Here is a 25,389-nt window from a genome sequence, read left to right as displayed (position 1 = left end):
CGGAGTGTAGGCGGCCTACTGGCCAGTCACCTGACGGCCGGGCAACTAGGGTGGGACGCGTGCCGGATACCCATGAACGACGTCGCGCGGCGCTGCGCGGGCTCCTGACCGGAGCCGGTGTGGACGCCCTGCTGGTCACCGATCTGCTGAACATCCGCTACCTGACCGGGTTCACCGGGTCGAACGCCGCCGTGCTGGTGCACGCGGGCGGGGACGCGCGGACCCTCTTCTGCACCGACGGGCGCTACACCACGCAGGCCGCCGGGGAGGTGCCCGACCTCGAAACCGTCGTCGACCGGGCCAGTGCCGCCGCCCTCGTCGCGAAGGCGGCGAAGGACCCCAAGACCTACTCGCTGGTCGGGTTCGAGAGCCAGCACGTCAGCGTCGAGCAGTACGAGGCGCTCCGGCAGCGCGTCGAGCTCCAGCGGACGCCCGGCCTGGTCGAGCAGCTGCGCGTGGTCAAGGACGAAGCCGAGATCGAGGCGCTGCGCCAGGCGTGCGCCGCCGCCGACCGGGCGCTGGCCGACCTGGTCGCGGCGGGTGGCCTCCGGCCCGGGCGGACCGAGCTGGAAATCGCCCGTGACCTGGAGAACCGGATGCTGGAGCACGGCTCGGAGGCGCTCAGCTTCGCCTCCATCGTCGCCGCCGGCGCGCACTCGGCCATCCCGCACCACCAGCCGACGCACGCCGAGCTCGAGCGTGGTGACTTCGTCAAGCTGGACTTCGGCGCCACCGTCGACGGCTACCACTCCGACATGACCCGCACGTTCGTCCTCGGCGAGCCCGCGGACTGGCAGCGGGAGGTCTACGACCTCGTCCACGCGGCGCAGGCGGCCGGTGTCGACGCCGTCGTGCCGGGCGCCGAAGTGTCCGAAGTGGACGCCGCCGCGCGCCGGGTGATCGCGGACGCGGGGCACGGCGAGCACTTCGCGCACGGCCTCGGGCACGGCGTCGGCCTGCAGATCCACGAGGCACCGAGCTTCGCCGCGACGGGCGTCGGTACACTGTCCGCCGGTATGGCGGTCACCGTCGAGCCCGGCGTCTACCTCGCGGGGCGCGGTGGCGTGCGCATCGAGGACACGCTCGTCGTGCGGGCTGGGGAGCCCGAACTCCTCACCCTGAGCACCAAGAACCTCGTGGTCGTCTGACAGCGGCCCCGAACCCGAAGACACAGGAGACTGCAAGCTCGTGGCCACGACCAACGACCTGAAGAACGGGCTCGTCCTCAACCTCGAGGGCCAGCTGTGGACCGTCACCGCGTTCCAGCACGTCAAGCCGGGCAAGGGCGGCGCCTTCGTGCGCACGACGCTCAAGCACGTGCTCACCGGCAAGGTGGTCGACAAGACGTTCAACGCGGGCACGAAGGTCGAGACGGCCACGGTGGACCGCCGGAACATGACCTACCTGTACAAGGACGGCCAGGACTTCGTGTTCATGGACGGCGACACCTACGACCAGATCACCGTGCTCGCGGCGGTCGTCGGCGACAACGCCAACTACATGCTCGAGAACACCGAGGTCCAGGTCGCGGTGCACGAGAACGAGGCGCTCTACGTCGAGCTCCCGACCTCGGTCGAGATCGTCATCCAGCACACCGACCCGGGCCTGCAGGGCGACCGCTCGACCGGCGGCACCAAGCCGGCGACGCTGGAGACCGGCGCGGAGATCCAGGTCCCGCTGTTCCTGTCGACCGGCGAGAAGATCAAGGTCGACACGCGTGACGGCCGTTACCTGGGCCGCGTCTCCAGCTGATGCCGACTTCGAAACCCCACCCGAACCGCGGCGGCGCGATCAGCCGCAGGCAGGCGCGCCGTCGCGCGGTGGAAATGCTGTACGAGGCCTCACAGCGGGACGCCGACGCGGTGACGCTGCTGGCCGACCGCGTCGGAGCGACCGAGGTCGACCCGATCGGGGACTACACGATCGACCTGGTCGAGGGGGTCACCGCCCGCCGGGCGGCGATCGACGAGCTGCTGGCCGAGCACGCGCAGGGCTGGACCCTGGAGCGGATGCCGAAGGTCGACCTCGCGGTGCTGCGGGTCGGTGTCTACGAGCTGCTCTGGGCCGAGGACGTGCCGGACCCGGTCGCGATCGACGAGGCCGTCGGCCTGGCGAAGGAACTCTCCACGGACGACTCGCCGCGGTTCGTCAACGGCGTGCTGGGCCGGATCGGCACCATCGCCGACCGCCTGCGCGCCGTTCTCTAGATCCTGCTGCTGCGAGCCCCCCGACGAGTCAGTGAGCGTCTCCGGTGCCCCACCGGGGAACGCTCACTGCGTCGGCACAGCAACACCTGCGATCAGTCTTCCTTGGACGGGCGCGCCTCCGGGGGGAGGACACCCCAGTCGATGAGCTGCTCGGTGAGCTCGCCCGGGGTCATGTCGTAGATGATCGCCAGGGACCGCAGGTCCTCGGTGCGGATCGAAAGCACCTTGCCGTTGTAGTCGCCGCGCTGGCTCTGGATCGTCGCCGCGTAGCGGGCCAGCGGGCCCACCTTTTCGGCCGGCAGCTGCTGCAGGCGTTCGAGGTTGATCACGATCTTGGTGGCGGGCTCGGCACCGGAGGGGACCCGGCCCTCGGGCAGCAGCTCGACCACCGGCACACCGTAGAAGTCGGCCAGCTCGGCCAGCTTCTGCACGGTGACGGCACGGTCGCCACGCTCGTACGAGCCGACGACGACGGCCTTCCAGCGCCCACCGGACTTCTGCTCGACCCCGTGCAGGGACAGGCCCTGCTGCTGGCGGATCCCGCGGAGCTTGGCCCCGAGCGCCTTGGCGTAATCGCCCATCTGGTCGTTCTCCGTTCTTCACCCCCCGACCGGTCGAGGTGACCGGTCCAGGGGACTCGCTGAGTCGAATACTCAGAGTAATGGTTACGCATTGTTGTCACCAGGTCAAGCAGAAGCTTGCCGCGAATCACGCCACACCACCCGGAAGACTGAGCAAAGTGCCTGCTACTGTCGGTGCGAAAGCCCCGACCAGCAGGGGAACAGACGTCCTTTAAGGACCCGTCCGGTGAGGCGGGGAAGGAGTCCGAAGTGTCGTCACGTCCGCGTGGCGCGGCTGGTTCGGCCGGGGAGCGCGAGCTCCTGACGGCCGGCGATGTCGCGCGCACGATCGCCCGAATGGCCCATCAGGTCATCGAAAAGACCGCGAACGGTGCGGAGAGCACTACCCCGCCCGTGTTGCTCGGGATCCCGTCCCGCGGCAGCCCGCTCGCCGTCCGGCTGGCCGACAAGATCGGCGAGTTCTCCGGGGTCCGTCCGCCGACCGGCGCCCTCGACGTCACCCTCTACCGGGACGACCTCCGCCGCCGCCCGCCGCGCGCGCTCGAACAGACGCAGCTGCCCGCCGACGGCATCGACGACCGGGTGGTGATCCTGGTCGACGACGTCCTCTTCTCCGGCCGCACCATCCGTGCCGCGCTCGATGCCCTCCGTGATCACGGCCGCCCCCGCGCGGTGCAGCTGGCCGTGCTGGTCGACCGTGGTCACCGCGAGCTGCCGATCCGCGCCGACTACGTGGGCAAGAACGTGCCGACCGCGCGCACCGAGGGCGTGTCCGTCCTGCTGGCCGAGATCGACGGCCGCGACGCGGTGCTGCTCCGCGCCGCGGCGGAAGCACCGGGAGAAGAGTCTTGAAGCACCTGCTCGCCACCGACGGGCTGGACCCGGCGCTGGCCACCGCCGTGCTCGACACCGCCGACGAGCTGAAGCACACGCTGCTCGGCCGCGAGGTCAAGAAGCTGCCGACGCTGCGCGGCCGCACGGTGATCACCCTGTTCTACGAAAACTCGACGCGCACGCGGGTCTCGTTCGAGATCGCCGGGAAGTGGATGAGCGCCGACGTGATCAACGTCTCCGCGTCCAGCTCGTCGGTCAACAAGGGCGAATCCCTGCGGGACACGGCGTTGACGCTGGCCGCCGCGGGCGCCGACTGCGTGATCGTCCGGCACCCCGCCAGCGGCGCCGCCCAGCGGCTCTCGGAGTGGCTGGCCGAGCCCGGCACGTCGGTGGTGAACGCCGGTGACGGCACTCACGAGCACCCGACGCAGGCGCTGCTCGACGCGGCGACCCTGCGGGAGCGCTTGGGTTCGCTGAAGGACCGCCGGATCGCGATCGTCGGGGACGTCCTGCACAGCCGCGTCGCCCGCTCGAACATCCACCTGCTCTCCGCGCTCGGCGCGGAGGTGGTGCTCGTCGCGCCGCCGACATTGTTGCCTTACGGCGTGGAAAGCCTTCCGGTGACCGTTTCGCACGACCTGGACGCCGAGCTGCCCGCGGTCGACGCGGTGATGATGCTGCGGGTCCAAGCGGAACGCATGCACGGCGGGTTCTTCCCGAGCGCCCGCGAGTATTCGATCGCCTACGGCCTCTCGGAAAAGCGGCAGAAGCTGCTGCCGGAGCACGCGGTCGTGCTGCACCCCGGCCCGATGCTGCGCGGGATGGAGATCGCGAGCGCGGTCGCCGACTCCCCGGCCTCGGCCATCACCGAACAGGTCCGCAACGGCGTCCACGTGCGCATGGCGGTCCTCTACCACCTGCTGGCCAGTGAAGGAGCCGCCGCGTGAGCACCCTGATCAAGGGCGCCCGCCCCTACGGGGAGGGTGACCCGGTCGACGTCCTGATCGAGGACGGCGTGATCACCGCGATCGGCGCCGTCGACGTCCCCGAAGACGCCGAAATCATCGAAGCGGACGGCCAGGTGCTGCTCCCCGGCTTCGTCGACCTGCACACCCACCTGCGCGAACCGGGCCGCGAAGACACCGAGACGATCGAGACCGGCTCGGCCGCGGCGGCGCTCGGCGGCTACACCGCCGTGTTCGCCATGGCCAACACCGACCCGGTCGCCGACAACGCCGTGATCGTCGACCACGTGTGGCGGCGCGGGCAGGAGGTCGGCCTGGTCGACGTCCACCCGGTCGGCGCGGTCACCGTCGGGCTCAAGGGCGAGAAGCTCGCCGAGCTGGGCACGATGGCGAACTCGCAGGCGCGGGTGAAGGTGTTCTCCGACGACGGCCTCTGCGTCGCCGACCCGCTGCTCATGCGCCGGGCGCTGGAGTACTCGACCGCGCTGGACGTCGTCATCGCGCAGCACGCCGAAGAGCCGCGGCTGACCGTCGGCGCCCAGGCGCACGAAGGCGAGCGTGCGGCCCGGCTCGGCTACACCGGCTGGCCCGCCGCGGCGGAAGAGTCCATCGTGGCCCGGGACTGCCTCCTGGCGCGGCACGCGAACGCGCGGCTGCACGTCTGCCACGTGTCCACTTCGGGCACCGCGGACGTGCTGCGCTGGGCGAAGGACCGCGGCACGAAGGTGTCCGCCGAGGTCACGCCGCACCACCTGCTGCTGACCGACGAGCGCCTGGCCACCTACGACCCGGTCAACAAGGTGAACCCGCCGCTGCGCACCCAATCAGACACCGCGCGGCTGCGGGCCGCGCTGGCCGACGGGACCATCGACTGCGTCGCCACCGACCACGCGCCGCACGCCGTGCAGGACAAGGACACCGAGTGGAGCGCGGCCCGGCCGGGCATGCTCGGGCTGCAGACCGCACTGTCCATCGTGGCCGAGACCATGGTCCGCACCGGCCTGCTCGACTGGCGCGGCGTCGCCCGCGTGATGAGCGAGCGGCCCGCCGAGATCGGGAACCTGGCCGGCCAGGGCCGCCCGATCGAGGTCGGCGAGCCGGCGAACCTGACGCTGGTCGACCCGGACGCGGAGTGGACGGTCCGGGGCGCGGAGCTGGCCAGCATCGCCGCCAACACCCCGTACGAGGGAATGCGGCTCCCCGGTGTGGTGACCGCGACGCTGCTGCGCGGGCGGCTGACGGCGCGGGACGGGAAGGTCTGCTGATGGAACGCCTTTGGCTGGTGCTGGCGATCGCCGCCTTCTTCCTGCTCTGCCTGTGGGGCATGTACGTGGGCTGGCGGCGCAAGGCGCGCGCGCAGAGCGTGCAGGTGCCGCCGTTCCCCGCCATTCCCGAGGAGCCGGGTGACGTCCTGCTGGAGTCCACCGGCGTCTACGTCGCCACGACGTTCGCGGGGGAGTGGCAGAACCGGGTCGTCACCCGCGGCGCGGGCCTGCGCACCGGCGCGGTCCTGCGGCTGCACGACGGCGGCGTCGCGGTCGAACGCGGCGGCGCGCCCGACTTCTGGATCCCGCGCGACGCGGTCACCGGGGTCCGGCGCGACGCGAAGATCGCCGGGAAGGTGATGGGCACGGACGCGCTGCTCGTCCTCACCTGGCGGGCCGGCGAAACCGAGGTCGACACCGGCTTCCGCGGCGACGACCTCGACGACTATCCACAGTGGATCGAACAGCTCAAGATCAAGGGAGGTGCCCAGTGAACGCGCGCGCTCAGGCCGCACTGGTGCTCGAAGACGGCCGGGTGTTCCGCGGCGCTGCCTACGGCGCGCGGGGGCGGACCCTCGGCGAGGCGGTGTTCTGCACCGGCATGACCGGCTACCAGGAGACGCTGACCGACCCGTCCTACCACGGGCAGATCGTGGTGCAGACCGCGCCGCAGATCGGCAACACCGGCTGGAACGACGAGGACGACGAGTCCTCGAAGATCTGGGTCAACGGCTACGTCGTGCGCGACCCGGCCCGCACGCCGTCCAACTGGCGCTCGAAGCGCACGCTGGACGAGGAACTGGTCCGTCAGGGCGTGGTCGGCATAGCCGAGGTGGACACGCGGTCGCTGACGCGCCACCTGCGCGAGGCCGGCGCGATGCGCGCCGGGGTCTTCTCCGGCGACGCGCTGGGCACGGTCGACGAGATGGTCGCTTCGGTGCTCGCCGGCCCGAAGATGGCGGGCGCCGACCTGGCCGGCCAGGTCACCACGCCGAAGCCGTACGTGGTCTCGCCGTCCGGAGATGTTCGCTTCCGCGTGGTCGCGCTGGACCTGGGCATCAAGTCCAACACCCCGCGGCAGATGGTCAAGCGCGGCATCGAGGTGCACGTGCTGCCTTCGACGTCGACTTTGGACGAGCTGCTGGCGATCGAGCCGGACGGCGTGTTCCTGTCCAACGGCCCGGGCGACCCGGCCACGACGACGCACGCCACCGAGCTGACCAAGCAGGTCCTGGGCCGCGAGATCCCGCTGTTCGGCATCTGCTTCGGCAACCAGGTCCTCGGCCGCGCCCTCGGCCTCGGGACGTACAAGATGCGCTACGGCCACCGCGGCATCAACATCCCGGTGATCGACGTCGCCACGAAGTCCGTGGCGATCACGGCGCAGAACCACGGCTTCGCCCTCGAAGGCGAGCCGGGGCAGCGCTTCGAGTCACCCTTCGGCGCGGCCCAGGTCAGCCACTACTGCGCGAACGACGGCGCGGTCGAGGGCCTGCGGGCGTTCGACGTCCCGGCGTTCTCGGTCCAGTACCACCCCGAAGCCGCGGCCGGCCCGCACGACGCGGCCCCCCTGTTCGACGATTTCGTTTCGCTCATGGAGAAGCGGTCGTGACCCTCACGACCGGCATCGAGCGGCTCCGGATCCGGAACTACCGGGTGCTCCGGGACGTCGAGCTGAACGGTCTGACGCCGGTGACGGCGCTGCTCGGGCCGAACGGGAGTGGCAAGTCCACCGTGTTCCACGCGCTGGACTTCCTCTCCGAGTCGTTCCGGATCGGGCTGCGTCCGGCGTGGAACGAGCGCGGAGGTGCCGCCGACATCGTCACCCACGGCGCGGCCGGGCCGGTCGAGATCGAGGTGACCTGCCGCATCGAAGGTGCGGTGGGTGCGTACCGGCTCGTCATCGAGCACGATGACGACCGGCCGGTGGTGGCCGAGGAGAACCTGACTTGGCAACCCGACGGTGCCGAGGCTCACTCCGATGTGTTGCACCTCCAGCGAGGCAAAGGGAAAGTCGCGCGTTCTGGTGGGTGGGAGAACTTCGAGCTGTCCAGCCCTGACGGTCTCGGAGTGAGTGTGATGAGCCAGCTGGTCTCCAACCCCGGAGTCGGCAAGTTCAACCGGTTCATCACCGAAATCCGCCTTTCGGACCTGAACCTTGACGCGATGCGCAAAGGTGCGAAGGGTGACAAAACGACTCGGCTCGAGCCGGATGGCCGGAACGTAGGAGCCGTTGTCCGGCGTATCCGTGAGGAGCTCCCGCGAGAATGGGAAGACATCCGCGCTTCGCTGCAGAAATACGTCCCGGGTTTCGATGACATCGAGCCCCTGCGGCAGGGCAACGGAGACTGGATCGTCCGCCTGCGCGAACAGGGCAAGGAAGACCTCGTCGCCCCGGAGAACATCTCCGACGGCACGCTGCTCCTGCTTGGCTACCTGGTGGCGTTGCGCACGGACACATCGGTTCTCCTGCTCGAAGAACCGGAGAACCAGGTCCACCCGCGGCTCCACTACCCGCTCGCCGAGGACGCCCGCGGCGCACGAGCCGACCAGGTGATCGTCGCGACCCACGCGCCCCGCTTCGTCGACGCTCTGCGACCGGACGAGGTCTGGACGTTCGCCCGGAGCCGCGACGGCTACGCCGAAACCAAGCGGGCTTCCGAGGAAGCGCCGGTCGTCCGCATGGTCGAATCCGGAGGGGCGCTCGGCGACCTGTGGACCGAGGGGTACTTCCGGTTCGGTGACCCGCTCGGGGAGCGCCCGTGACCGTGCTCGCTCCCTGCCGCCTCGATGTGCTCGTCGAGGAACCGTCCGCGGAAGAGGCGTTGAAGACGCTCCTCCCGAAGATCGTTCCCGGCGTGGGCTTCCGGATCGTTCCCTTCAACGGCAAGACCGATCTGCTGCGCAAGCTGCCCGTCCGGCTCCGGGACTACACGTACTACTGGGCCGAGACAGGCTTGCGGATCGTCGTTCTGCTCGACCGGGACGACGATGACTGCGCCGGACTCAAGAGTCGTCTGGTCGAGATCGCGCGCGAAGCCGGACTGCCCGCCGAAGCGACGTTGTTCCGCATCGTGATCGAAGAGCTTGAGGCTTGGTTCCTCGGCGACGTGCCCGCGCTGCACGCGGCCTACCCCAAGGTGCCTCCGAGCTTGGGGAGCCAGACCAAGTTCCGTGATCCGGAGAACGTTCCCGGCGGTACTTGGGAAGGACTGGAGCGCGTGCTGCAGAAGCACGGCTACCACCGGAAGGGCCTCCAGAAGGTCCGGGCGGCGAGCGAGATCGCGCCCCACATGGACATCGAGAACAACCGATCCAAAAGCTTCCAGGTCTTCCGCGACGGTCTGCGGCGCCTGGTGAAAGAAGGAAACTGATGCCGAAGAGGACGGACATCCAGCACGTGCTGGTGATCGGCTCCGGGCCGATCGTGATCGGGCAGGCCGCGGAGTTCGACTACTCCGGGACCCAGGCCTGCCGGGTGCTGCGCAGCGAAGGCTTGCGCGTTTCCCTGGTGAACTCGAACCCGGCCACCATCATGACCGACCCCGAGTTCGCCGACGCGACCTACATCGAGCCGGTGACGCCGGACTTCGTCGAGAAGGTCATCGCCGCCGAACGGCCCGACGCGATCCTCGCCACCCTCGGGGGGCAGACCGCGCTCAACTGCGCCGTCGCGCTGCACGAGCGCGGGGTGCTCGACAAGTACGGCGTCGAGCTGATCGGGGCCGACATCGACGCCATCCAGCGTGGTGAGGACCGGCAGAAGTTCAAGGACATCGTGCGCACCATCGGCGCCGAGGTCCCGCGCAGCCGGGTCTGCCACGACATGGCCGAGGTCCGGGACACCGTCAAGGAACTCGGCCTGCCGGTCGTCATCCGGCCGTCGTTCACCATGGGCGGGCTCGGGTCCGGCATGGCGCACACGCCCGAAGACCTCGAGCGGCTCGCCTCCACCGGGCTCACCGAATCCCCGGTCACCGAGGTGCTCATCGAGGAGAGCGTGCTCGGCTGGAAGGAGTACGAGCTCGAGCTGATGCGCGACAAGCACGACAACGTCGTGGTCGTCTGCTCGATCGAAAACGTCGACGCGATGGGCGTGCACACCGGCGACTCGGTCACCGTGGCGCCGACCATGACGCTCACCGACCGCGAGTACCAGGTGATGCGCGACGTCGGCATCGCCGTGCTGCGCGAGGTCGGCGTCGACACCGGTGGCTGCAACATCCAGTTCGCGATCAACCCCGAAGACGGCCGGATGGTCGTCATCGAGATGAACCCGCGGGTGTCGCGAAGCAGCGCCCTCGCGAGTAAAGCCACCGGCTTCCCGATCGCCAAGATCGCCGCGAAGCTCGCCATCGGCTACACCCTCGACGAGATCCAGAACGACATCACCGGCGAGACGCCGGCGGCGTTCGAGCCCACTTTGGACTACGTCGTCGTGAAGATCCCGCGGTTCGCCTTCGAGAAGTTCCCGGGCGCGGACCCGACGCTGACCACGACGATGAAGAGCGTCGGCGAGGCGATGTCGTTCGGGCGCAGCTTCCCCGAGGCGCTCGGCAAGGCGATGCGGTCGATCGAGACCAAGGCGACCGGCTTCTGGACGCTGCCCGACCCCGAAGGTGCCACCGTGGAGTCCACTTTGGACTCTCTGCGCACGCCGCACGAAGGCCGGCTGTACGAAGTGGAACGCGCGCTGCGGCTGGGCGCCAGCGTCCAGCAGGTGCACGAAGCGAGCGGCATCGACCCGTGGTTCGTCGACCAGATCGCCCTCATCGGCGAGGTCGGCGCCGAGGTGCGCGACGCACCCGTCCTCGACGGCGACCTGCTGCGCCGCGCCAAGCGCACCGGGCTGTCGGACCGCCAGATCGCCGCGCTGCGGCCGGAACTGGCCGGCGAGGACGGTGTCCGCGCGCTGCGGCACCGCCTCGGCGTGCGGCCGGTCTTCAAGACCGTCGACACCTGCGCGGCCGAGTTCGCCGCCAAGACGCCGTACCACTACTCGGCCTACGAGTCCGACCCCGACGCACCGTCCGAAGTGGCCGTGCAGAGCGACAAGCCGAAGGTGCTCATCCTCGGCTCGGGCCCGAACCGGATCGGCCAGGGCATCGAGTTCGACTACTCCTGCGTGCACGCGGCGATCGCGTTGCGGGAAGCCGGGTTCGAGGCCGTCATGGTCAACTGCAACCCGGAAACCGTGTCCACCGACTACGACACCTCGGACCGGCTGTACTTCGAGCCGCTGTCCTTCGAGGACGTCCTCGAGGTCGTGCACGCCGAGCAGGCGTCCGGCACGGTCGCCGGCGTCATCGTCCAGCTCGGCGGGCAGACCCCGCTGGGGCTGGCCAAGAAGCTCGCCGACGCCGGTGTCCCGGTGGTCGGGACGCCGCCCGAGGCCATCCACCTGGCCGAGGACCGCGGCGCGTTCGGCGAGGTGCTCACCGACGCCGGCCTGCCCGCGCCGCGCTACGGCACGGCGACGTCCTTCGAGGGCGCCAAGCGGATCGCCGACGAGATCGGCTACCCGGTGCTCGTCCGGCCGTCGTACGTCCTCGGCGGGCGCGGCATGGAAATCGTCTACGACGAGGAGACCCTGGCCGGCTACATCGGCCGCGCCACGGAGATCACCCCGGAGCACCCGGTGCTCGTCGACCGCTTCCTCGACGACGCCATCGAAATCGACGTCGACGCGCTGTTCGACGGCGAGGAGCTCTACCTCGGCGGCGTCATGGAGCACATCGAGGAAGCCGGGATCCACTCCGGTGACTCTTCGTGCGCGCTGCCGCCGATCACGCTCGGGCACACCGACCTGCAGGCCGTCCGCCGCTCCACCGAGGCGATCGCGCGGGGCGTCGGCGTCCGCGGGCTCCTGAACGTCCAGTACGCGCTCAAGGACGACGTCCTGTACGTCCTGGAGGCCAACCCGCGCGCGTCGCGGACGGTGCCGTTCGTGTCCAAGGCGACGGCGGTGCCGCTGGCGAAGGCGGCCGCGCTCGTCATGACCGGCTCGACGATCAAGGACCTGCGCCGCAGCGGGGTCCTGCCGGCCGAGGGCGACGGCGGGCAGATGCCCGCCGACTCGCCGGTCGCGGTCAAGGAAGCGGTCCTGCCCTTCCACCGCTTCCGCACCCCCGAGGGCCACGGCGTGGATTCCTTGCTGGGCCCGGAGATGAAATCCACCGGCGAGGTGATGGGCGTCGACGTCTCCTTCGGCAAGGCGTTCGCCAAGTCGCAGAGCGGCGCGTACGGCTCGCTGCCGACGTCCGGGCGCGTGTTCGTCTCGGTCGCCAACCGCGACAAGCGCTCGCTGGTGTTCCCGGTGAAGCGGCTGGCGGACCTCGGTTTCGAGATCCTCGCCACGTCCGGCACCGCGGAAGTGCTGCGGCGCAACGGGGTCGCGTGCACCGTAGTGCGCAAGCACTACGAGGGCTCGACCGAAGCCGAGCCGAACATCGTGGACGTCATCCTCGCGGGCGAAGTCGACATGGTGATCAACACCCCGTACGGCAACAGCGGTCCGCGCGTCGACGGCTACGAAATCCGCACCGCCGCGGTGTCGCGCGACATCCCGTGCGTGACGACCGTGCAGGGCGCCGCGGCGGCCGTGCACGGCATCGAGGCGCTGATCCGGGGCGACATCGGGGTCAAGTCGCTGCAGGAGCTGCAGGCGGCGCTGAAGGCGAAGTCGTGACGGCGGGGGAGCGGTTCGGGGCGCGGCTGGCCAAGGCCGTCGCGGCCCGCGGCCCGCTGTGCGCCGGCATCGACCCCCACCCGGGCCTCCTCGAGGCCTGGGGGCTCCCGGTGGACGCTTCGGGCCTGGAACGGTTCGCGCTGTCCGCCACGGAGGTCCTGGCGGCCCGCACGGCGATCGTGAAGCCGCAGTCGGCGTTCTTCGAAAGTTTCGGGGCCGCGGGTGTCAGCGTACTGGAACGGGTGGTGGAAACCGCCCGGGACGCGGGCGCGCTGGTGCTCTTGGACGTCAAGCGCGGCGACATCGGCTCCACGATGGCGGCGTACACCGCGGCATACGTCGCCGACGGCGCCGCGATCGCGGCCGACGCCATCACCGTTTCGCCGTACCTCGGGTTCGGCTCGCTGGAGCAGTGCGCCGCCACGGCGGTCTCGGCGGGGCGCGGCATCTTCGTGCTTGCGCGAACTTCGAACCCCGAAGCGGCTTCGGTGCAGAACGCGAAGCTGCCGGACGGGCGCACGGTGGCGCAGGCGATCGTCGACTCCGCGGCGGCGCTCAACGACGGAGCGGAACCGCTCGGCGATGTCGGCGTGGTCGTCGGAGCCACCGTTTCGCCGGGGGAACTCGATCTCTCGCGGCTGAACGGTCCGGTGCTGGCACCCGGTTTCGGGGCCCAGGGAGCCACTGCGGCCGATTTGAAGGCCCTTTTCGGCCCGTCGCTGCCGGGTGTGCTGCCCGCGTCGTCCCGCGACATCCTGAAGCACGGTCCGGAGCAACAGGCTTTGCGCCAAGCGGTCGAACGGGTCGCCGAAGTGCTGGCCGACCCGCAGGAAAACGGCCAATAGCAGGGCCAGGAACCGGGTCCCACCAGGCACCCCCGCATTGTGGCCGGTGCTCACGGGTGGGTACCGTCGCGTCACCCACCCAGATTTGAGAACTACCGGAGGAAAACGTGGCACTTCCCCAGCTGACAGAGGAACAGCGCGCTGCGGCGCTGGAGAAGGCCGCCGCCGCTCGCAAGATCCGTGCTGAGCTGAAGGAGCGGCTGAAGCGGGGCGGTACCACTCTGGTCGACGTGCTGAAGCAGGCCGAGGAGAACGAAGTCCTCGGCAAGATGAAGGTTTCGGCTCTGCTCGAGGCCCTCCCGGGCGTCGGCAAGGTCCGCGCACAGCAGACCATGGAACGACTGGAGATCGCCCCCAGCCGTCGTCTCCGCGGCCTCGGCGACCGGCAGCGCAAGGCGCTGCTGGCCGAGTTCAGCGGCGAGTGAACGGCGCCGGTCGTGACTACCCGGTGAACCGGGGCGCCGACCGCGGCAGTGAGCCGGTGACGGGGGACCTCCCCCGGCACCGGCTCACCGTCGTATCGGGGCCTTCGGGGGTCGGGAAGTCGAGCGTGGTGGGCGAGCTGCGGAAGCTGGAGCCCGATCTCTACTTCAGCGTCTCGGTGACCACGCGCAAGCCCCGCCCCGGCGAAGTCGAGGGCGCGCACTACCACTTCGTCGACCGCGCCGAGTTCGACGCGATGGTCGCCGAAGGCAGGCTCCTGGAGTGGGCCGAGTTCACCGGCAACTGCTACGGCACCCCCCGCGAACCGGTCGAGAAGGCCCTCGCCGAGGGCCGCCCGGCGATCCTGGAGATCGAGCTTCAGGGCGCCCGGCAGGTCCGCGCGGCGATGCCGGAGGCCCGGCTGGTGATGCTGATGCCGCCGTCCTGGGAAGAACTGGTCGGCAGGCTCACCGGGCGCGGCACCGAAAACGAGGCCGCCGTGCAGGCCCGGCTGGCCGAAGCGGAGCGCGAACTGGCGGCCGCGGGGGAGTTCGACCACCGCGTTGTCAACGCCGACGTGCGGGAGGCCGCGGAGCACTTGCTAAACTTGATAACCGATCAGTCTTCCGAAGATGCGGAGCACCACGCGTGACCAGCCAGGTAGCCTTGACCGAAGAGCTCGAGGGCATCACCAACCCCCCGATCGACGACCTGCTCGAAAAGGTCAGCTCGAAGTACGCGCTGGTGATCTACTCGGCCAAGCGCGCCCGCCAGATCAACGACTACTACGCCCAGCTGGGCGAGGGTCTCCTCGAGTACGTCGGCCCGCTCGTCGAGCCGGGCCCGCGCGAGAAGCCGCTCTCGATCGCGCTGCGCGAGATCCACGGCGGCCTGCTCGAGCACACCGAGGGTGAGTAAACCCCGCGTCGTCCTGGGCGTGGGCGGCGGCATCGCCGCCTACAAGGCCTGTGAGGTGCTGCGCGGGCTGACCGAATCCGGTCACGACGTCCGCGTGGTCCCCACCGAAGCCGCGCTGAACTTCGTCGGCGCGGCGACCTTCGAGGCCCTCTCGGGGCACCCGGTGCACACCGGCGTGTTCACCGAGGTCCCCGAGGTGCAGCACGTCCGCGTCGGCAAGGAAGCCGACCTCGTCCTGGTCGTCCCGGCCACGGCGAACCTGCTCGCCAAGGCCGCGCACGGCCTCGCGGACGACCTGCTGACGAACACCCTGCTCACCGCCCGGTGCCCGGTCGCCTTCTTCCCGGCGATGCACACGGAGATGTGGGAGCACCCCGCGACCCGCGCCAACGTCGCCCTGCTGCGCTCGCGCGGCACGATCGTCACCGAGCCCGACGCGGGCCGGCTGACCGGCGTCGACACCGGCAAGGGCCGGCTGGCGAACCCGGCCGAGATCGTCGACCTCGCCAAGCTGCTGCTGGCCCGCCCCGACGCCCTCCCGCGCGACCTCGAAGGGGTCCGCGTCGTGGTGTCCGCGGGCGGCACGCGCGAGCCGCTCGACCCGGTCCGCTACCTGGGCAACCGCTCGTCGGGCAAGCAGGGCTACGCGCTGGCCCGCGTCGCCGCCCAGCGCGGCGCCGACGTCACCCTGGTCACCGCGCACACCGTCGCGCTGCCGGACCCGGCGGGCGCGACCGTGCAGCACGTGTCGACCGCCGAGGAGCTGCGGCAGGCGGTGCACGCCGCGTCCCACTCCGCGGACGTCGTCGTGATGGCCGCCGCGGTCGCCGACTTCCGGCCGGCGAACCGGGCCGACGTCAAGATCAAGAAGTCCGACGACCAGCCGGACCCGGTCATCACCCTGGACCGCAACGCGGACATCCTGGCCGAACTGGTGCAGAACCGGCGTCCCGGCCAGGTCGTCGTCGGGTTCGCCGCGGAAACCGGCGACGAGCACGGCAGCGTCCTCGACCACGCCCGTGCGAAGCTCAAGCGCAAGGGCGCCGACCTGCTGGTCGTCAACGCGGTCGGCGACGGCAAGGCGTTCGGCACCGAGGACAACTCGGGCTGGCTCCTAGGGGCAGATTCCACTGAAAAACCCCTACCTCTCGTGCAGAAAGCGGAACTGGCGTCCATGGTGTGGGACGCTGTTGTGAGCTTCATGAAGCGTTGACCGTCCCTAGAGCGATAGTCAGTACGCTTGCACTGGTAAGGGGTGCCTAACTTTCCGGGCATCCGACGTCTAGGTGAGGAAGTGACGGCCACCGTGACCGCGTCTAGCAGCAGATTGTTCACCTCGGAGTCGGTGACCGAAGGGCACCCCGACAAGATTTGCGACGCCATCAGCGACTCGATCCTCGACGGTCTCCTGTCGAAGGACCCGCGCAGCCGCGTCGCGGTCGAGACCCTGATCACCACCGGCCAGGTGCACGTGGCCGGCGAGGTGACGACCGAGGCCTACGCCGACATCCCCACGATCGTCCGCGACGTCATCCTGAAGATCGGCTACGACTCCTCCGCCAAGGGGTTCGACGGCAACTCCTGCGGCGTCAACGTCGCGATCGGCTCGCAGTCGCCCGACATCGCCCAGGGCGTCGACACCGCGTACGAGTCGCGGGTCGAGTCCGACGAGGACGAGATCAACCGCCAGGGCGCCGGCGACCAGGGCCTGATGTTCGGCTACGCCTGCTCGGACACCCCCGAGCTGATGCCGCTGCCGATCGCGCTGGCCCACCGCCTCTCCAAGCGCCTGACCGCGGTCCGCAAGGACGGCGTGCTGCCGTACCTGCGCCCGGACGGCAAGACCCAGGTGACCATCGAGTACGCCGGTGACCAGCCGGTCCGCCTCGACACGGTCGTCGTGTCCTCGCAGCACGCCGACGGCATCGACCTCGAGCGGATGCTCAGCGTCGACGTCAAGGAGCACGTGGTCGGCCCCGAGCTCGAAGGCCTGGGCATCGACACGGCGAGCGCGCGCCTGCTGGTCAACCCGACCGGCCGGTTCGTCATCGGCGGCCCGATGGGCGACGCCGGCCTGACCGGCCGCAAGATCATCGTCGACACCTACGGCGGCATGGCCCGCCACGGTGGTGGCGCGTTCTCCGGCAAGGACCCGTCCAAGGTCGACCGCTCCGCCGCGTACGCGATGCGCTGGGTGGCCAAGAACGTCGTCGCCGCCGGGCTGGCGTCGCGCACCGAGGTCCAGGTCGCGTACGCGATCGGCAAGGCGGCCCCGGTCGGCCTGTTCGTCGAGACGTTCGGGACCGAGACGGTCGACCCGTCGAAGATCCAGCAGGCCATCACCGAGGTCTTCGACCTCCGGCCGGCGGCGATCATCCGCGACCTCGACCTGCTGCGCCCGATCTACGCCCCGACCGCGGCGTACGGCCACTTCGGCCGTCCCGAGCTGGGCCTCCCCTGGGAGAGCACGGCCCGCGCCGAGGCGCTGAAGGCCGCCGCGGGCGCCTGATCCGGTTGCCGTGAAGGGCACCCTCGAGGTCTTGACGGCCACGAGGGTGCCCTTCGCGGCGTTCGGGGTCGGGCCTGTCGGAGGGGTCTGGTAGAGATCTCGGGGTGAGTAGTTCCGAGCCCGCCGCTCTCTGGGAGCTCCCGGAGAAGCCGTCTTCGCCGAAGGCGGCGCCCTCGCGCGCCCGGAAACCGCCGAAGCCGGGCGCGAAGGCCAAAGGCGCGCAGCAGCCCGCACCGGAGAAGCCGGTCGCGCGGATCGTCGTCGACATCCCGCTGGCGCACCTGGACCGCACCTTCGACTACCTCGTGCCGGAGAAGCTGCACGAGACGGCCGTGCCGGGCTGCCGGGTGCGCGTCCGGTTCGCCGGCCAGCTGGTCGACGGCTACCTGATCGAACGCGGCGAGTCCAGCGAGTACGAACGGAAGCTGGCCTTCCTCGACCGCGTCACCTCGCCCGAGCCGGTGCTGCCGCCGTCGTTGCACGCGCTGTGCCGGGCGGTGGCCGACCGCTACGGCGGCACGCTGTCGGACGTCCTGCGGCTCGCGATCCCGCCCCGCCACGCGAAGGCCGAGGGCGAGCCGCCGCTCGCGCCCGCGGCGCCGCCGGAAGCGCCGGACACCGAAGCCTGGGCGCGCTACCAGCGCGGCCCGGCGTTCCTGGAGGCCCTCGCCGAGGGCAAGCCCGCGAACGCCGTCTGGCAGGCCCTGCCGGGCGAGGACTGGCCGCGGCGGCTGGCCGAAGCCGCCGGTTCCGTGGCCGCGCGGGGCCGCGGCGCGGTGCTGGTGGTGCCGGACCACCGCGACCTGACCCGCGTGCACGACGCGTGCGCCGCACTGCTGGGCGAAGCCGCCGTCGTGGCGCTGATCGCCGGGCTCGGGCCCGCCGAGCGCTACCGGCGCTGGCTGGCGGTGCTGCGCGGCTCGGTGCGGGTGGTGGTCGGCACGCGCGCGGCGATGTTCGCGCCGGTCCACGACCCCGGCCTGTTCGTCGTCTGGGACGACGGCGACGACCTGCACCTCGACCAGCACGCGCCGTACCCGCACGTGCGAGACGTGCTGATGGACCGCGCGCACACGACGAAGTCGTCCCTGCTGGTCGGCGGCTTCGCCCGCACGGCCGAGGCCCAGCTCCTGGTCGAGTCCGGCTGGGCGCAGCCGGTCCTGGCCGACCGCGCGACGCTGCGGTCGGCCGCCCCGCGCGTCACGCCGGTCGGCGAGGACTTCGACGTCGCCCGCGACGAGGCCGCCCGGGTCGCGCGCCTGCCGGCGGTGGCGTTCGAGGCCGCGCGCCAGGCGTTCGCGGCGGGCCACCCGACGCTGGTCCAGGTACCGCGCCGCGGATACGTCCCCGGCCTGGCCTGCGGGAACTGCCGCACGCCCGCGCACTGCCGCCGCTGCGCGGGCCCCCTGTCGCTGCCGGGTGGCTCGATCGACGGGCAGCCGAAGCCGCCGGCGTGCCGCTGGTGCGGCGTCCCGGAAACGGCGTTCCGCTGCCCGGCGTGCGGTTCGGTCCGGCTGCGGGCGGTGATCGTCGGCGCCAAGCGGACGGCGGAGGAACTCGGCCGCGCGTTCCCGGGCATCCCGGTCCGCACCTCGGGCGCGGCGGAGGTGCTGGCCTCGGTCCCGGGCAAGCCGGCCTTGGTGGTCTGCACGCCGGGAGCGGAACCGGTGGCCGAAGGCGGCTACGGCGCGGCGCTGCTGCTCGACGGCTGGGCCCTCCTCGGCCGCCAGGACCTGCGTGCGGGGGAGGAAACCCTGCGCCGCTGGATGGCCGCGGCCGCACTGGTCCGCCCGTCGGCCGAGGGCGGCCGCGTGGTCGTGGGCGCCGAGGCGGGCTTACCGGTGGTCCAGGCGCTGGTCCGCTGGGACCCGGCCTGGCACGCGGGCCAGGAGCTGGCCGAACGCCGCGAGCTGGGCTTCCCGCCGTCGATGCGGATGGCGAGCGTGGAGGGGACCCCGGACGCGGTGGCCGGTCTGCTGGCCGACCTCCCGCTGCCGGAGTCGGGCGAAGTGCTGGGCCCGGTCCCGCTGGGCGAGGTGGACGAAGAAGGCAACGTGGAGCGGGAACGGGCGCTGGTCCGGGTGTCCCGCAGCGAGGGAAAGGCGCTCGCGGCCTCGATCCACGCCGCGGCGGCCCGGCGCGACGCCCGGAAGGCGACGGAACCGATCCGCATCCAGCTGGACCCCCTCGATCTCATCTGACGGACACGACCGCGGCGGATCCCGCGCGGGCCACGAATGTGCGCCGGCGCGGGCCGGCCCGCGGCTGCCGCGCGGAATCGGTGCCGCGCGGCCGAGGCCGCGCGTGGATGGCGACGATCGCGGCTGGGCCGCATCGCGGTGGCGACAACCGCGGCTGGGCCGCGCAGGCTGGGAATCGGCGCCGTACCGCGGGGACCTCTGCGTCCATTGTGGACAATTGACTCCACTGTCCTCAGTGGAATGTGATGGTGCCGACGTCACCTGATCGGCGGTTTGACGCGTCGAAGGTCTCGGTAGGGTCGGGATCGTCGGCGATCTTGGGGTGGCAGTGCTGGAAAACGATTGCTTCGACCGGCCGGGCCGGGTCACGCGGGGTCGGGTGATCGAAATTCGGATCGCGCATGATTTGCGCGCCGGGCTGACGAAATCCTTGGCGCGCAACGGATTTCACTGTCGGTTCGATGGGATTTCCTTCGACTTGACAGCAGATGTCCGCCTGTTAGGCTGAGTAGGTACAACGAGCGTTGCGCGTGCGGTGCGTGCACGTTCGGGCGCCGGGTGTGCACATCGGGGTGCCACGACCGGCGGACTGGGGACGGCGGATGCCGGCCGGGTCGAGTGGTTCCACGGCCTTTCTGCGGGGGGTTGGTCATGCACGTGCTGGTGGTGGAAGACGACGAAAAAGGTGCGGCCGTCCTGGTCGACGGACTGCGCCGCTCCGGGCACGAGGCCACCGGGGTCTCGAGCGGGGCCGAAGCGCTCGAAAAACATTGGGATGCCGATCTGATCCTGCTCGATCTGGGCATTGCGGACATCGACGGATTCGAGGTGTGCCGCCGGATCAGAAATGCCAGGGACGCGCCGATCATCGCGTTCACCGAACGCGGGACCGAAGCCGACCGGGTGCTCGGGCTCCGGGCCGGAGCCGACGATTGCCTGGACAAACCGTGCGGTTTCTGGGAACTGATGGCGCGCATCGAAGCGGTCACCAGAAGAGTGCGCGGCCGGGCCGGTTCGGACGGGTCGCTGGTCGTGCGCGGCCCGCTGCGGATCGACGCGACCACGCGGCGGGTGCGCCTCGGCGGCGCGTCCATCGAAATGACGCGCAAGGAGTTCGACCTGCTGTACCGCCTGGCCAGCGAGCCGGGCGTGGTGTTCTCCCGGCGGCGGCTGATGGCCGAGATCTGGGGTGACCCGATGACGCACACGGCCGACACGAAGGTCAGCCGCACGATCGACACGCACGTCAGCGTGCTGCGCCGGAAGCTGGGCTCGAACCAGTGGATCCGCACCGTTCACGGTGTGGGGTTCTGCTTCACCGGAAACTGAAAGCGCATTCCCGCCCGAAGGCCGTCGCGGCTCGTCCGCGATGGCCTTTTCCTGCGTTACGCACCGATTTCTCCCGTGTTGCCGGTGAATTGCCGTTCCGCTGTCCGAGTTGACTTTTTCTTGTAGTTCTCCTGTCAGTCGCGTTCTTGACTGTCCGGGTCGTGCGCGCCGATACTTCGAATGCAGCCGCCAATGGCCGGATCCGCGAAATGGAAATCTTTCCGGTGTCCTTTTCGCACATTCGATTTTCCCGCGCTCGACCCGAGGAGGAGACATGGACGTGCCTGTCGTCATCGCCGGGGCCGGCCCCGCCGGTCTCATGCTGGCCGGCGAGCTGCGCCTGGCCGGGATCGGCGTGGTCGTGCTCGAACGGCTGCCCGCGCGCACCGGGGAATCACGCGGGCTCGGCTTCACCGCGCGGACCATGGAGGTCTTCGACCAGCGCGGCCTGCTCCGCCGCTTCGGTGAGGTCCAGACCAGCGACCAGGGGCACTTCGGTGGCATCCCGGTCGACTTCGGGCTGCTGGACGGCGCGCACCAGGCGGCGAAGACCATCCCGCAGTCGGCGACCGAAGCGGTGCTGGAGGCGTGGGCCGGCGAGCTCGGCGCCGACATCCGGCGCGGGCACGAGCTGACCGGCGTCCGCGACGACGGCGACGGCGTGGCGGTCACCGTGCGCGGCCCGGCCGGCGAGCACGTCCTGCGGGCCGGCTGGCTCGTGGGCTGCGACGGCGGCCGCAGCGCCGTGCGGAAGGCCGTCGGCTTCGACTTCCCCGGCACCGCCGCGACGCGCGAGATGTTCCTCGCCGACCTGCGCGGCGTCGAGCTGGAACCCCGCATGATCGGGGAAAGCCTGCCGGGCGGGATGGTGATGGTCGGGCCGCTGCCCGGCGGCGTCACCCGGATCATCGTCTGCGAACGGGACGCGCCACCGCGGCGGCGCACCGGGCCGCCGCCGTTCCACGAGGTCGCCGACGCGTGGAAGCGCATCACCGGCATCGACATCTCGGCCGCCGAACCGGTCTGGCTCAGCGCCTTCGGCGACGCGACCCGGCAGGTCACCGAATACCGGCGCGGCCGCGTCCTGCTCGCCGGCGACGCCGCGCACGTCCACCTCCCCGCGGGCGGGCAGGGCATGAACGCCGGCATCCAGGACGCGGTGAACCTCGGCTGGAAACTGGCCGCGGTCGTGCGCGGCACCGCGCGAGCGGACCTGCTGGACACCTACCACGGCGAACGGCACCCGGTCGGCGTCCGGCTGCTGATGAACACCCGGGCCCAGGGCCTGCTGTTCCTCAACGGCGCGGAAATGCAGCCGCTGCGCGACGTCCTCGCCGAGCTGACCGGCTACCCCGACGTCGCCAGGCACCTCGCCGCGATGGTCAGCGGCCTGGAGATCGCCTACGACGTCGGCGGGGGGAGCCACCCGTGGCTCGGGCGCCGGCTGCCGCGGCTGGAGCTCGACCGCGGCGGCCGCCCCTCGTCCACGGCGGAGCTGCTGCGCCCCGCGCGCGGCCTGCTGCTCGACTTCGCCGGCAGCGCGGCGTTGCGCGACCGCGCGGCGCCTTGGGCCGGCCGGATCGACGTCGTCACCGCCCGCCCGGCCGCCGGGCGGGTCCCCGGCGCCACCACCGCGGTCCTGGTCCGCCCGGACGGCCACGTGGCCTGGGCGGCCCCGGGCACGCACGCCGACCTGCCGATGGCGCTCGAGCGCTGGTTCGGGCCGGCGCCCCGCTAGAGAACCGGAGAAGGGAGACGCACGATGCACAGCACCCTGATCGTGGCCCGCATGCGCCCGGACGCGGACCAGGCGGTCGCCGAGCTGTTCGGCGAGTTCGACGCCGGCGAGATGCCCCACCGGATGGGGACCCGGCGGCGCCAGCTGTTCAGCTACCGGGGGCTCTACTTCCACCTGCAGGACTTCGACGCCGAGGACGGCGGCGAACGGATCGAGACGGCGAAGGGCGATCCCCGGTTCGTCCGGATCAGCGAGGACCTCAAGCCGCACATCGCCGCCTACGACCCGGACACCTGGCGCTCGCCCAAGGACGCCATGGCGGAGTGCTTCTACCGCTGGAGCGCCGAGTGACGGCCCGGCGGGTGGTCGTCACCGGCGTCGGGGTCACCGCACCCGGCGGCGTCGGCGCCAAGGACTTCTGGAGCCTGCTCTCCGAAGGGCGGACCGCGACGCGGCGGATCAGCTTCTTCGACCCGTCGCCGTTCCGGTCCCAGGTGGCCGCGGAGATCGACTTCGACGCGGAGCTGCTCGGGCTGGGCCCGCAGGAGATCCGGCGGATGGACCGCGCGGCGCAGCTCGCGGTGGTCACCGCGCGGGAAGCGGCGGCCGACAGCGGGCTGGAGTTCGCCGGCCTGCCCCCGCACCGGGTCGGCGTGACGGTCGGCAGCGCGGTCGGCGCGACCACCGGGCTGGACCAGGAGTACCGGACCGTGTCCGACGGCGGCCGGCTGGAGCTCGTCGACCACGAGTACGCCGTACCGCACCTGTACAACTACTTCGTCCCCAGCTCCTTCGCCGCGGAAGTGGCCTGGACGGTCGGGGCGGGCGGCCCGGTCTCGGTGGTGTCCACCGGCTGCACGTCCGGGCTCGACGCCGTCGGCCACGCGACCGAGCTGATCCGCGAAGGCAGCGCCGACGTCGTGCTGGCCGGCGCCACCGACGCGCCGATCAGCCCGATCACGGTCGCCTGCTTCGACGCGATCAAGGCGACCACCCCGCGCAACGACGACCCGGAGCACGCCTCACGGCCGTTCGACGGCACCCGCAACGGGTTCGTGCTCGGTGAGGGCTCCGCGATGTTCGTGCTGGAGGAGCTGGAAAGCGCTCGCCGCCGCGGCGCCCAGGTGTACGCCGAGGTGGCCGGGTTCGCTTCGCGGTGCAACGCCTACCACATGACCGGCCTGCGCCCGGACGGCCGCGAAATGGCCGAAGCGATCCGGGTGGCGCTCGGCGAAGCCCGGCTGGCCCCCGACGCCGTCGACTACGTCAACGCGCACGGCTCGGGCACCCGCCAGAACGACCGGCACGAAACGGCCGCGTTCAAGCTGAGCCTGGGGGAGCACGCGCACCGGGTCCCGATCAGCTCCGTGAAGTCGATGGTCGGCCACTCGCTCGGCGCGATCGGCTCGATCGAGGTCGCCGCCTCGGTGCTGGCGATGCGCGAGAACGTCGTGCCGCCGACGGCGAACCTGCACATCGCCGACCCCGAGTGCGACCTCGACTACGTCCCGGTGACCGCGCGCGAGCACCGGACCGACACCGTGCTCTCCGTCGGCAGCGGCTTCGGCGGCTTCCAGAGCGCGATCGTGCTGACCCGGCCCGGGGCGGCGGCGTGACCGCGGTCGAGGCGCGGCCGGCGCCGGGCGCGGCGGAGCACGCGGGCACCGGGCCGGTCGTGGTGACCGGGATCGGCGTCACGGCCCCGACCGGGCTGGGCGCGGGACGGCACTGGAGCGCCACCCGCGCCGGCGAGTCCGCGATCCGCCGGATCACCCGCTTCGACCCCGCCCGCTACCCGGCGCGGCTGGCCGGGCAGGTCACCGGGTTCGACCCGGCCGCGCACCTGCCGGGCCGGCTGCTGCCGCAGACCGACCTGATGACCCAGCTCGCGCTGGTGGCCGCCGACGAGGCGCTGGCCGACGCCGGCGTGAACCCGGACGAGCTGCCGTCGTTCAGCATGGGCGTGGTCACCGCGAGCTCGTCCGGCGGCTTCGAGTTCGGGCAGAACGAACTGCGCAACCTGTGGTCCCGCGGTGGCAAGTACGTCAGCGCCTACCAGTCGTTCGCGTGGTTCTACGCCGTCAACAGCGGGCAGATCTCCATCCGGCACGGGATGCGCGGGCCCAGCGGCGTGGTGGTGAGCGACCAGGCGGGCGGCCTCGACGCCGTCGCGCAGGCCCGCCGCCAGATCCGCAAGGGCACCGGCCTGGTGGTCTCCGGCGGGATGGACGCGTCGATCTGCCCGTGGGGCTGGGCGGCGCAGCTGGCCGCGGGGACGCTGAGCACGAGCGACGACCCGCGGCGGGCCTACCTGCCCTTCGACACCGCGGCGGCCGGGCACGTACCCGGCGAGGGCGGGGCGCTGCTGATCCTGGAGCCGCTCGCGGCCGCCGAGGCCCGCGGAGCCGAGGTCTACGGCGAGATCGCCGGGCACGCGGCGACCTTCGACCCGCCGCCCGGCAGCGGCGGGGAACCCGGGCTGCGGCGGGCGATCGAGCTCGCGCTGGCCGACGCCGGCACCACCGCGGCCGAGGTCGACGTCGTGTTCGCCGACGCGGCCGCCGTTCCCGCGCTCGACCGCGCCGAGGCGGCGGCGATCCGCGCGGTGTTCGGCCCGCACGGCGTCCCGGTGACCGCGCCGAAGACGCTGACCGGGCGGCTCTGCTCCGGGGCGGCCGCGCTCGACCTCGCCACGGCGCTGCTTTCCCTGCGCCACGGCGTCCTCCCGCCGGCCACCGGGGTCCGCCCGGCCGCCGGGCTCGAACTCGATCTGGTCACCGAGGCCCGCCCGCGCCCGCTGCGGTCGGCGCTGGTCCTCGCCCGGGGCAACGGGTTCAACTCGGCGATGCTCGTCCGCACCGTCCACAGTGGAAAGAAAGGCTAGGC

25 protein-coding genes are annotated in these 25,389 nt (G+C 71.4%); 23 read left to right on the top strand and 2 right to left on the bottom strand.

Features of this window, described 5'->3' with window-relative positions; all coding sequences use genetic code 11:
* Positions 1-59 precede the first annotated feature (59 nt).
* From MUY14_RS22680 to nusB, 3 genes are read left to right on the top strand one after another with little or no spacing between them, the layout of a single operon-like run.
* Positions 60-1,148 (top strand): Xaa-Pro peptidase family protein, encoded by a 1,089-nt coding sequence (locus MUY14_RS22680; RefSeq protein WP_247011654.1) that lies wholly within the window; start codon positions 60-62, stop codon positions 1,146-1,148.
* A 40-nt stretch (positions 1,149-1,188) separates the two neighbouring features.
* The gene (efp, locus tag MUY14_RS22675; protein WP_155542394.1) at positions 1,189-1,752 is read left to right on the top strand and encodes an elongation factor P; all 564 of its coding nucleotides are present in this window, start codon (positions 1,189-1,191) and stop codon (positions 1,750-1,752) included.
* Positions 1,752-2,207, top strand: a complete 456-nt coding sequence (gene nusB, locus MUY14_RS22670; protein ID WP_247011652.1) for a transcription antitermination factor NusB — start codon at positions 1,752-1,754, stop codon at positions 2,205-2,207. The genes efp and nusB overlap by 1 nt, the downstream gene beginning before the upstream one ends.
* Positions 2,208-2,299: 92 nt before the next feature.
* Here the strand turns inward: nusB and MUY14_RS22665 are convergent, their stop codons facing one another.
* Positions 2,300-2,788, bottom strand: coding sequence for a transcriptional regulator (locus MUY14_RS22665; protein ID WP_003096372.1), 489 nt, complete (start codon positions 2,786-2,788; stop codon positions 2,300-2,302).
* A gap of 249 nt (positions 2,789-3,037) precedes the next feature.
* Between MUY14_RS22665 and pyrR the strand changes: the two genes are divergently transcribed.
* From pyrR to MUY14_RS22590, 15 genes are all read left to right on the top strand, one after another.
* Positions 3,038-3,640, top strand: a complete 603-nt coding sequence (gene pyrR / locus MUY14_RS22660) for a bifunctional pyr operon transcriptional regulator/uracil phosphoribosyltransferase PyrR (RefSeq protein ID WP_247011650.1) — start codon at positions 3,038-3,040, stop codon at positions 3,638-3,640.
* A complete protein-coding gene (locus MUY14_RS22655; RefSeq protein WP_086671159.1) occupies positions 3,637-4,569 on the top strand; it encodes an aspartate carbamoyltransferase catalytic subunit in 933 nt (310 codons plus the stop codon). The genes pyrR and MUY14_RS22655 overlap by 4 nt, the downstream gene beginning before the upstream one ends.
* Positions 4,566-5,852 (top strand): dihydroorotase, encoded by a 1,287-nt coding sequence (locus MUY14_RS22650; protein WP_247011648.1) that lies wholly within the window; start codon positions 4,566-4,568, stop codon positions 5,850-5,852. Before MUY14_RS22655 ends, MUY14_RS22650 begins: the two co-directional genes overlap by 4 nt.
* Positions 5,852-6,346 (top strand): transporter, encoded by a 495-nt coding sequence (locus tag MUY14_RS22645; protein WP_247011646.1) that lies wholly within the window; start codon positions 5,852-5,854, stop codon positions 6,344-6,346. The genes MUY14_RS22650 and MUY14_RS22645 overlap by 1 nt, the downstream gene beginning before the upstream one ends.
* A complete protein-coding gene (gene carA, locus MUY14_RS22640; RefSeq protein ID WP_247011644.1) occupies positions 6,343-7,464 on the top strand; it encodes a glutamine-hydrolyzing carbamoyl-phosphate synthase small subunit in 1,122 nt (373 codons plus the stop codon). Before MUY14_RS22645 ends, carA begins: the two co-directional genes overlap by 4 nt.
* Positions 7,461-8,618 (top strand): AAA family ATPase, encoded by a 1,158-nt coding sequence (locus tag MUY14_RS22635; protein ID WP_247011641.1) that lies wholly within the window; start codon positions 7,461-7,463, stop codon positions 8,616-8,618. Before carA ends, MUY14_RS22635 begins: the two co-directional genes overlap by 4 nt.
* Positions 8,615-9,226, top strand: a complete 612-nt coding sequence (locus MUY14_RS22630; protein WP_247011639.1) for a DUF4276 family protein — start codon at positions 8,615-8,617, stop codon at positions 9,224-9,226. The genes MUY14_RS22635 and MUY14_RS22630 overlap by 4 nt, the downstream gene beginning before the upstream one ends.
* Positions 9,226-12,540, top strand: coding sequence for a carbamoyl-phosphate synthase large subunit (gene carB, locus MUY14_RS22625; RefSeq protein ID WP_247011637.1), 3,315 nt, complete (start codon positions 9,226-9,228; stop codon positions 12,538-12,540). Before MUY14_RS22630 ends, carB begins: the two co-directional genes overlap by 1 nt.
* Positions 12,537-13,385 (top strand): orotidine-5'-phosphate decarboxylase, encoded by an 849-nt coding sequence (gene pyrF / locus MUY14_RS22620; protein ID WP_247011635.1) that lies wholly within the window; start codon positions 12,537-12,539, stop codon positions 13,383-13,385. The genes carB and pyrF overlap by 4 nt, the downstream gene beginning before the upstream one ends.
* Before the next feature lie 107 nt (positions 13,386-13,492).
* Positions 13,493-13,810, top strand: coding sequence for an integration host factor, actinobacterial type (gene mihF / locus MUY14_RS22615; protein ID WP_013224622.1), 318 nt, complete (start codon positions 13,493-13,495; stop codon positions 13,808-13,810).
* Complete coding sequence (gene gmk, locus MUY14_RS22610; RefSeq protein ID WP_247011633.1) at positions 13,807-14,460, top strand: guanylate kinase; 654 nt, start codon at positions 13,807-13,809, stop codon at positions 14,458-14,460. Before mihF ends, gmk begins: the two co-directional genes overlap by 4 nt.
* The gene (gene rpoZ, locus MUY14_RS22605) at positions 14,457-14,726 is read left to right on the top strand and encodes a DNA-directed RNA polymerase subunit omega (RefSeq protein ID WP_072480291.1); all 270 of its coding nucleotides are present in this window, start codon (positions 14,457-14,459) and stop codon (positions 14,724-14,726) included. Before gmk ends, rpoZ begins: the two co-directional genes overlap by 4 nt.
* Positions 14,719-15,939, top strand: coding sequence for a bifunctional phosphopantothenoylcysteine decarboxylase/phosphopantothenate--cysteine ligase CoaBC (gene coaBC / locus MUY14_RS22600; RefSeq protein ID WP_247011631.1), 1,221 nt, complete (start codon positions 14,719-14,721; stop codon positions 15,937-15,939). Before rpoZ ends, coaBC begins: the two co-directional genes overlap by 8 nt.
* Before the next feature lie 93 nt (positions 15,940-16,032).
* Positions 16,033-17,235, top strand: a complete 1,203-nt coding sequence (gene metK / locus MUY14_RS22595; RefSeq protein ID WP_247025206.1) for a methionine adenosyltransferase — start codon at positions 16,033-16,035, stop codon at positions 17,233-17,235.
* 104 nt (positions 17,236-17,339) lie between these two features.
* Positions 17,340-19,436 carry a primosomal protein N' gene (locus MUY14_RS22590; protein WP_247011629.1) on the top strand — a complete coding sequence of 699 codons (2,097 nt, stop codon included), beginning with the start codon at positions 17,340-17,342 and terminating at the stop codon, positions 19,434-19,436.
* A 232-nt stretch (positions 19,437-19,668) separates the two neighbouring features.
* On the opposite strand, the gene MUY14_RS22585 is transcribed toward MUY14_RS22590, so the two are convergent.
* Positions 19,669-19,887, bottom strand: coding sequence for a hypothetical protein (locus MUY14_RS22585; RefSeq protein WP_247011628.1), 219 nt, complete (start codon positions 19,885-19,887; stop codon positions 19,669-19,671).
* A 200-nt stretch (positions 19,888-20,087) separates the two neighbouring features.
* Between MUY14_RS22585 and MUY14_RS22580 the strand changes: the two genes are divergently transcribed.
* From MUY14_RS22580 to MUY14_RS22560, 5 genes are all read left to right on the top strand, one after another.
* Positions 20,088-20,765 (top strand): response regulator transcription factor, encoded by a 678-nt coding sequence (locus MUY14_RS22580; protein ID WP_247011626.1) that lies wholly within the window; start codon positions 20,088-20,090, stop codon positions 20,763-20,765.
* 274 nt (positions 20,766-21,039) lie between these two features.
* On the top strand, positions 21,040-22,503 hold the full coding sequence (locus tag MUY14_RS22575) for an FAD-dependent monooxygenase (RefSeq protein WP_247011624.1): 1,464 nt from the start codon (positions 21,040-21,042) through the stop codon (positions 22,501-22,503).
* Between the two features lie 24 nt (positions 22,504-22,527).
* Complete coding sequence (locus MUY14_RS22570) at positions 22,528-22,854, top strand: TcmI family type II polyketide cyclase (protein WP_247011622.1); 327 nt, start codon at positions 22,528-22,530, stop codon at positions 22,852-22,854.
* Entirely contained in the window at positions 22,851-24,119 is a 1,269-nt protein-coding gene (locus tag MUY14_RS22565; RefSeq protein WP_247011621.1) for a beta-ketoacyl synthase, read from the top strand. The genes MUY14_RS22570 and MUY14_RS22565 overlap by 4 nt, the downstream gene beginning before the upstream one ends.
* Positions 24,116-25,387: a ketosynthase chain-length factor gene (locus MUY14_RS22560; protein ID WP_396126586.1), complete on the top strand. Its 1,272-nt coding sequence runs from the start codon at positions 24,116-24,118 to the stop codon at positions 25,385-25,387. The genes MUY14_RS22565 and MUY14_RS22560 overlap by 4 nt, the downstream gene beginning before the upstream one ends.
* The last annotated feature ends 2 nt before the right edge of the window (positions 25,388-25,389 follow it).

Source organism: Amycolatopsis sp. FBCC-B4732, assembly GCF_023008405.1.
Lineage (GTDB): Bacteria > Actinomycetota > Actinomycetes > Mycobacteriales > Pseudonocardiaceae > Amycolatopsis > Amycolatopsis pretoriensis_A.
Note: the sequence above shows the minus strand (reverse complement) of the source record. Positions and strands in the feature narration are given on the sequence as shown.

What these genes read in the sequence shown, in the direction of transcription:
- MUY14_RS22645 (WP_247011646.1), top strand. Translation starts at nt 5,852, where the DNA reads ATGGAACGCCTTTGGCTGGTGCTGGCGATCGCCGCCTTCTTCCTGCTC.
- MUY14_RS22580 (WP_247011626.1), top strand. Translation starts at nt 20,088, where the DNA reads ATGCACGTGCTGGTGGTGGAAGACGACGAAAAAGGTGCGGCCGTCCTG.
- MUY14_RS22575 (WP_247011624.1), top strand. Translation starts at nt 21,040, where the DNA reads ATGGACGTGCCTGTCGTCATCGCCGGGGCCGGCCCCGCCGGTCTCATG.
- nusB (WP_247011652.1), top strand. Translation starts at nt 1,752, where the DNA reads ATGCCGACTTCGAAACCCCACCCGAACCGCGGCGGCGCGATCAGCCGC.
- MUY14_RS22665 (WP_003096372.1), bottom strand. Translation starts at nt 2,788, where the DNA reads ATGGGCGATTACGCCAAGGCGCTCGGGGCCAAGCTCCGCGGGATCCGC.
- MUY14_RS22570 (WP_247011622.1), top strand. Translation starts at nt 22,528, where the DNA reads ATGCACAGCACCCTGATCGTGGCCCGCATGCGCCCGGACGCGGACCAG.
- carB (WP_247011637.1), top strand. Translation starts at nt 9,226, where the DNA reads ATGCCGAAGAGGACGGACATCCAGCACGTGCTGGTGATCGGCTCCGGG.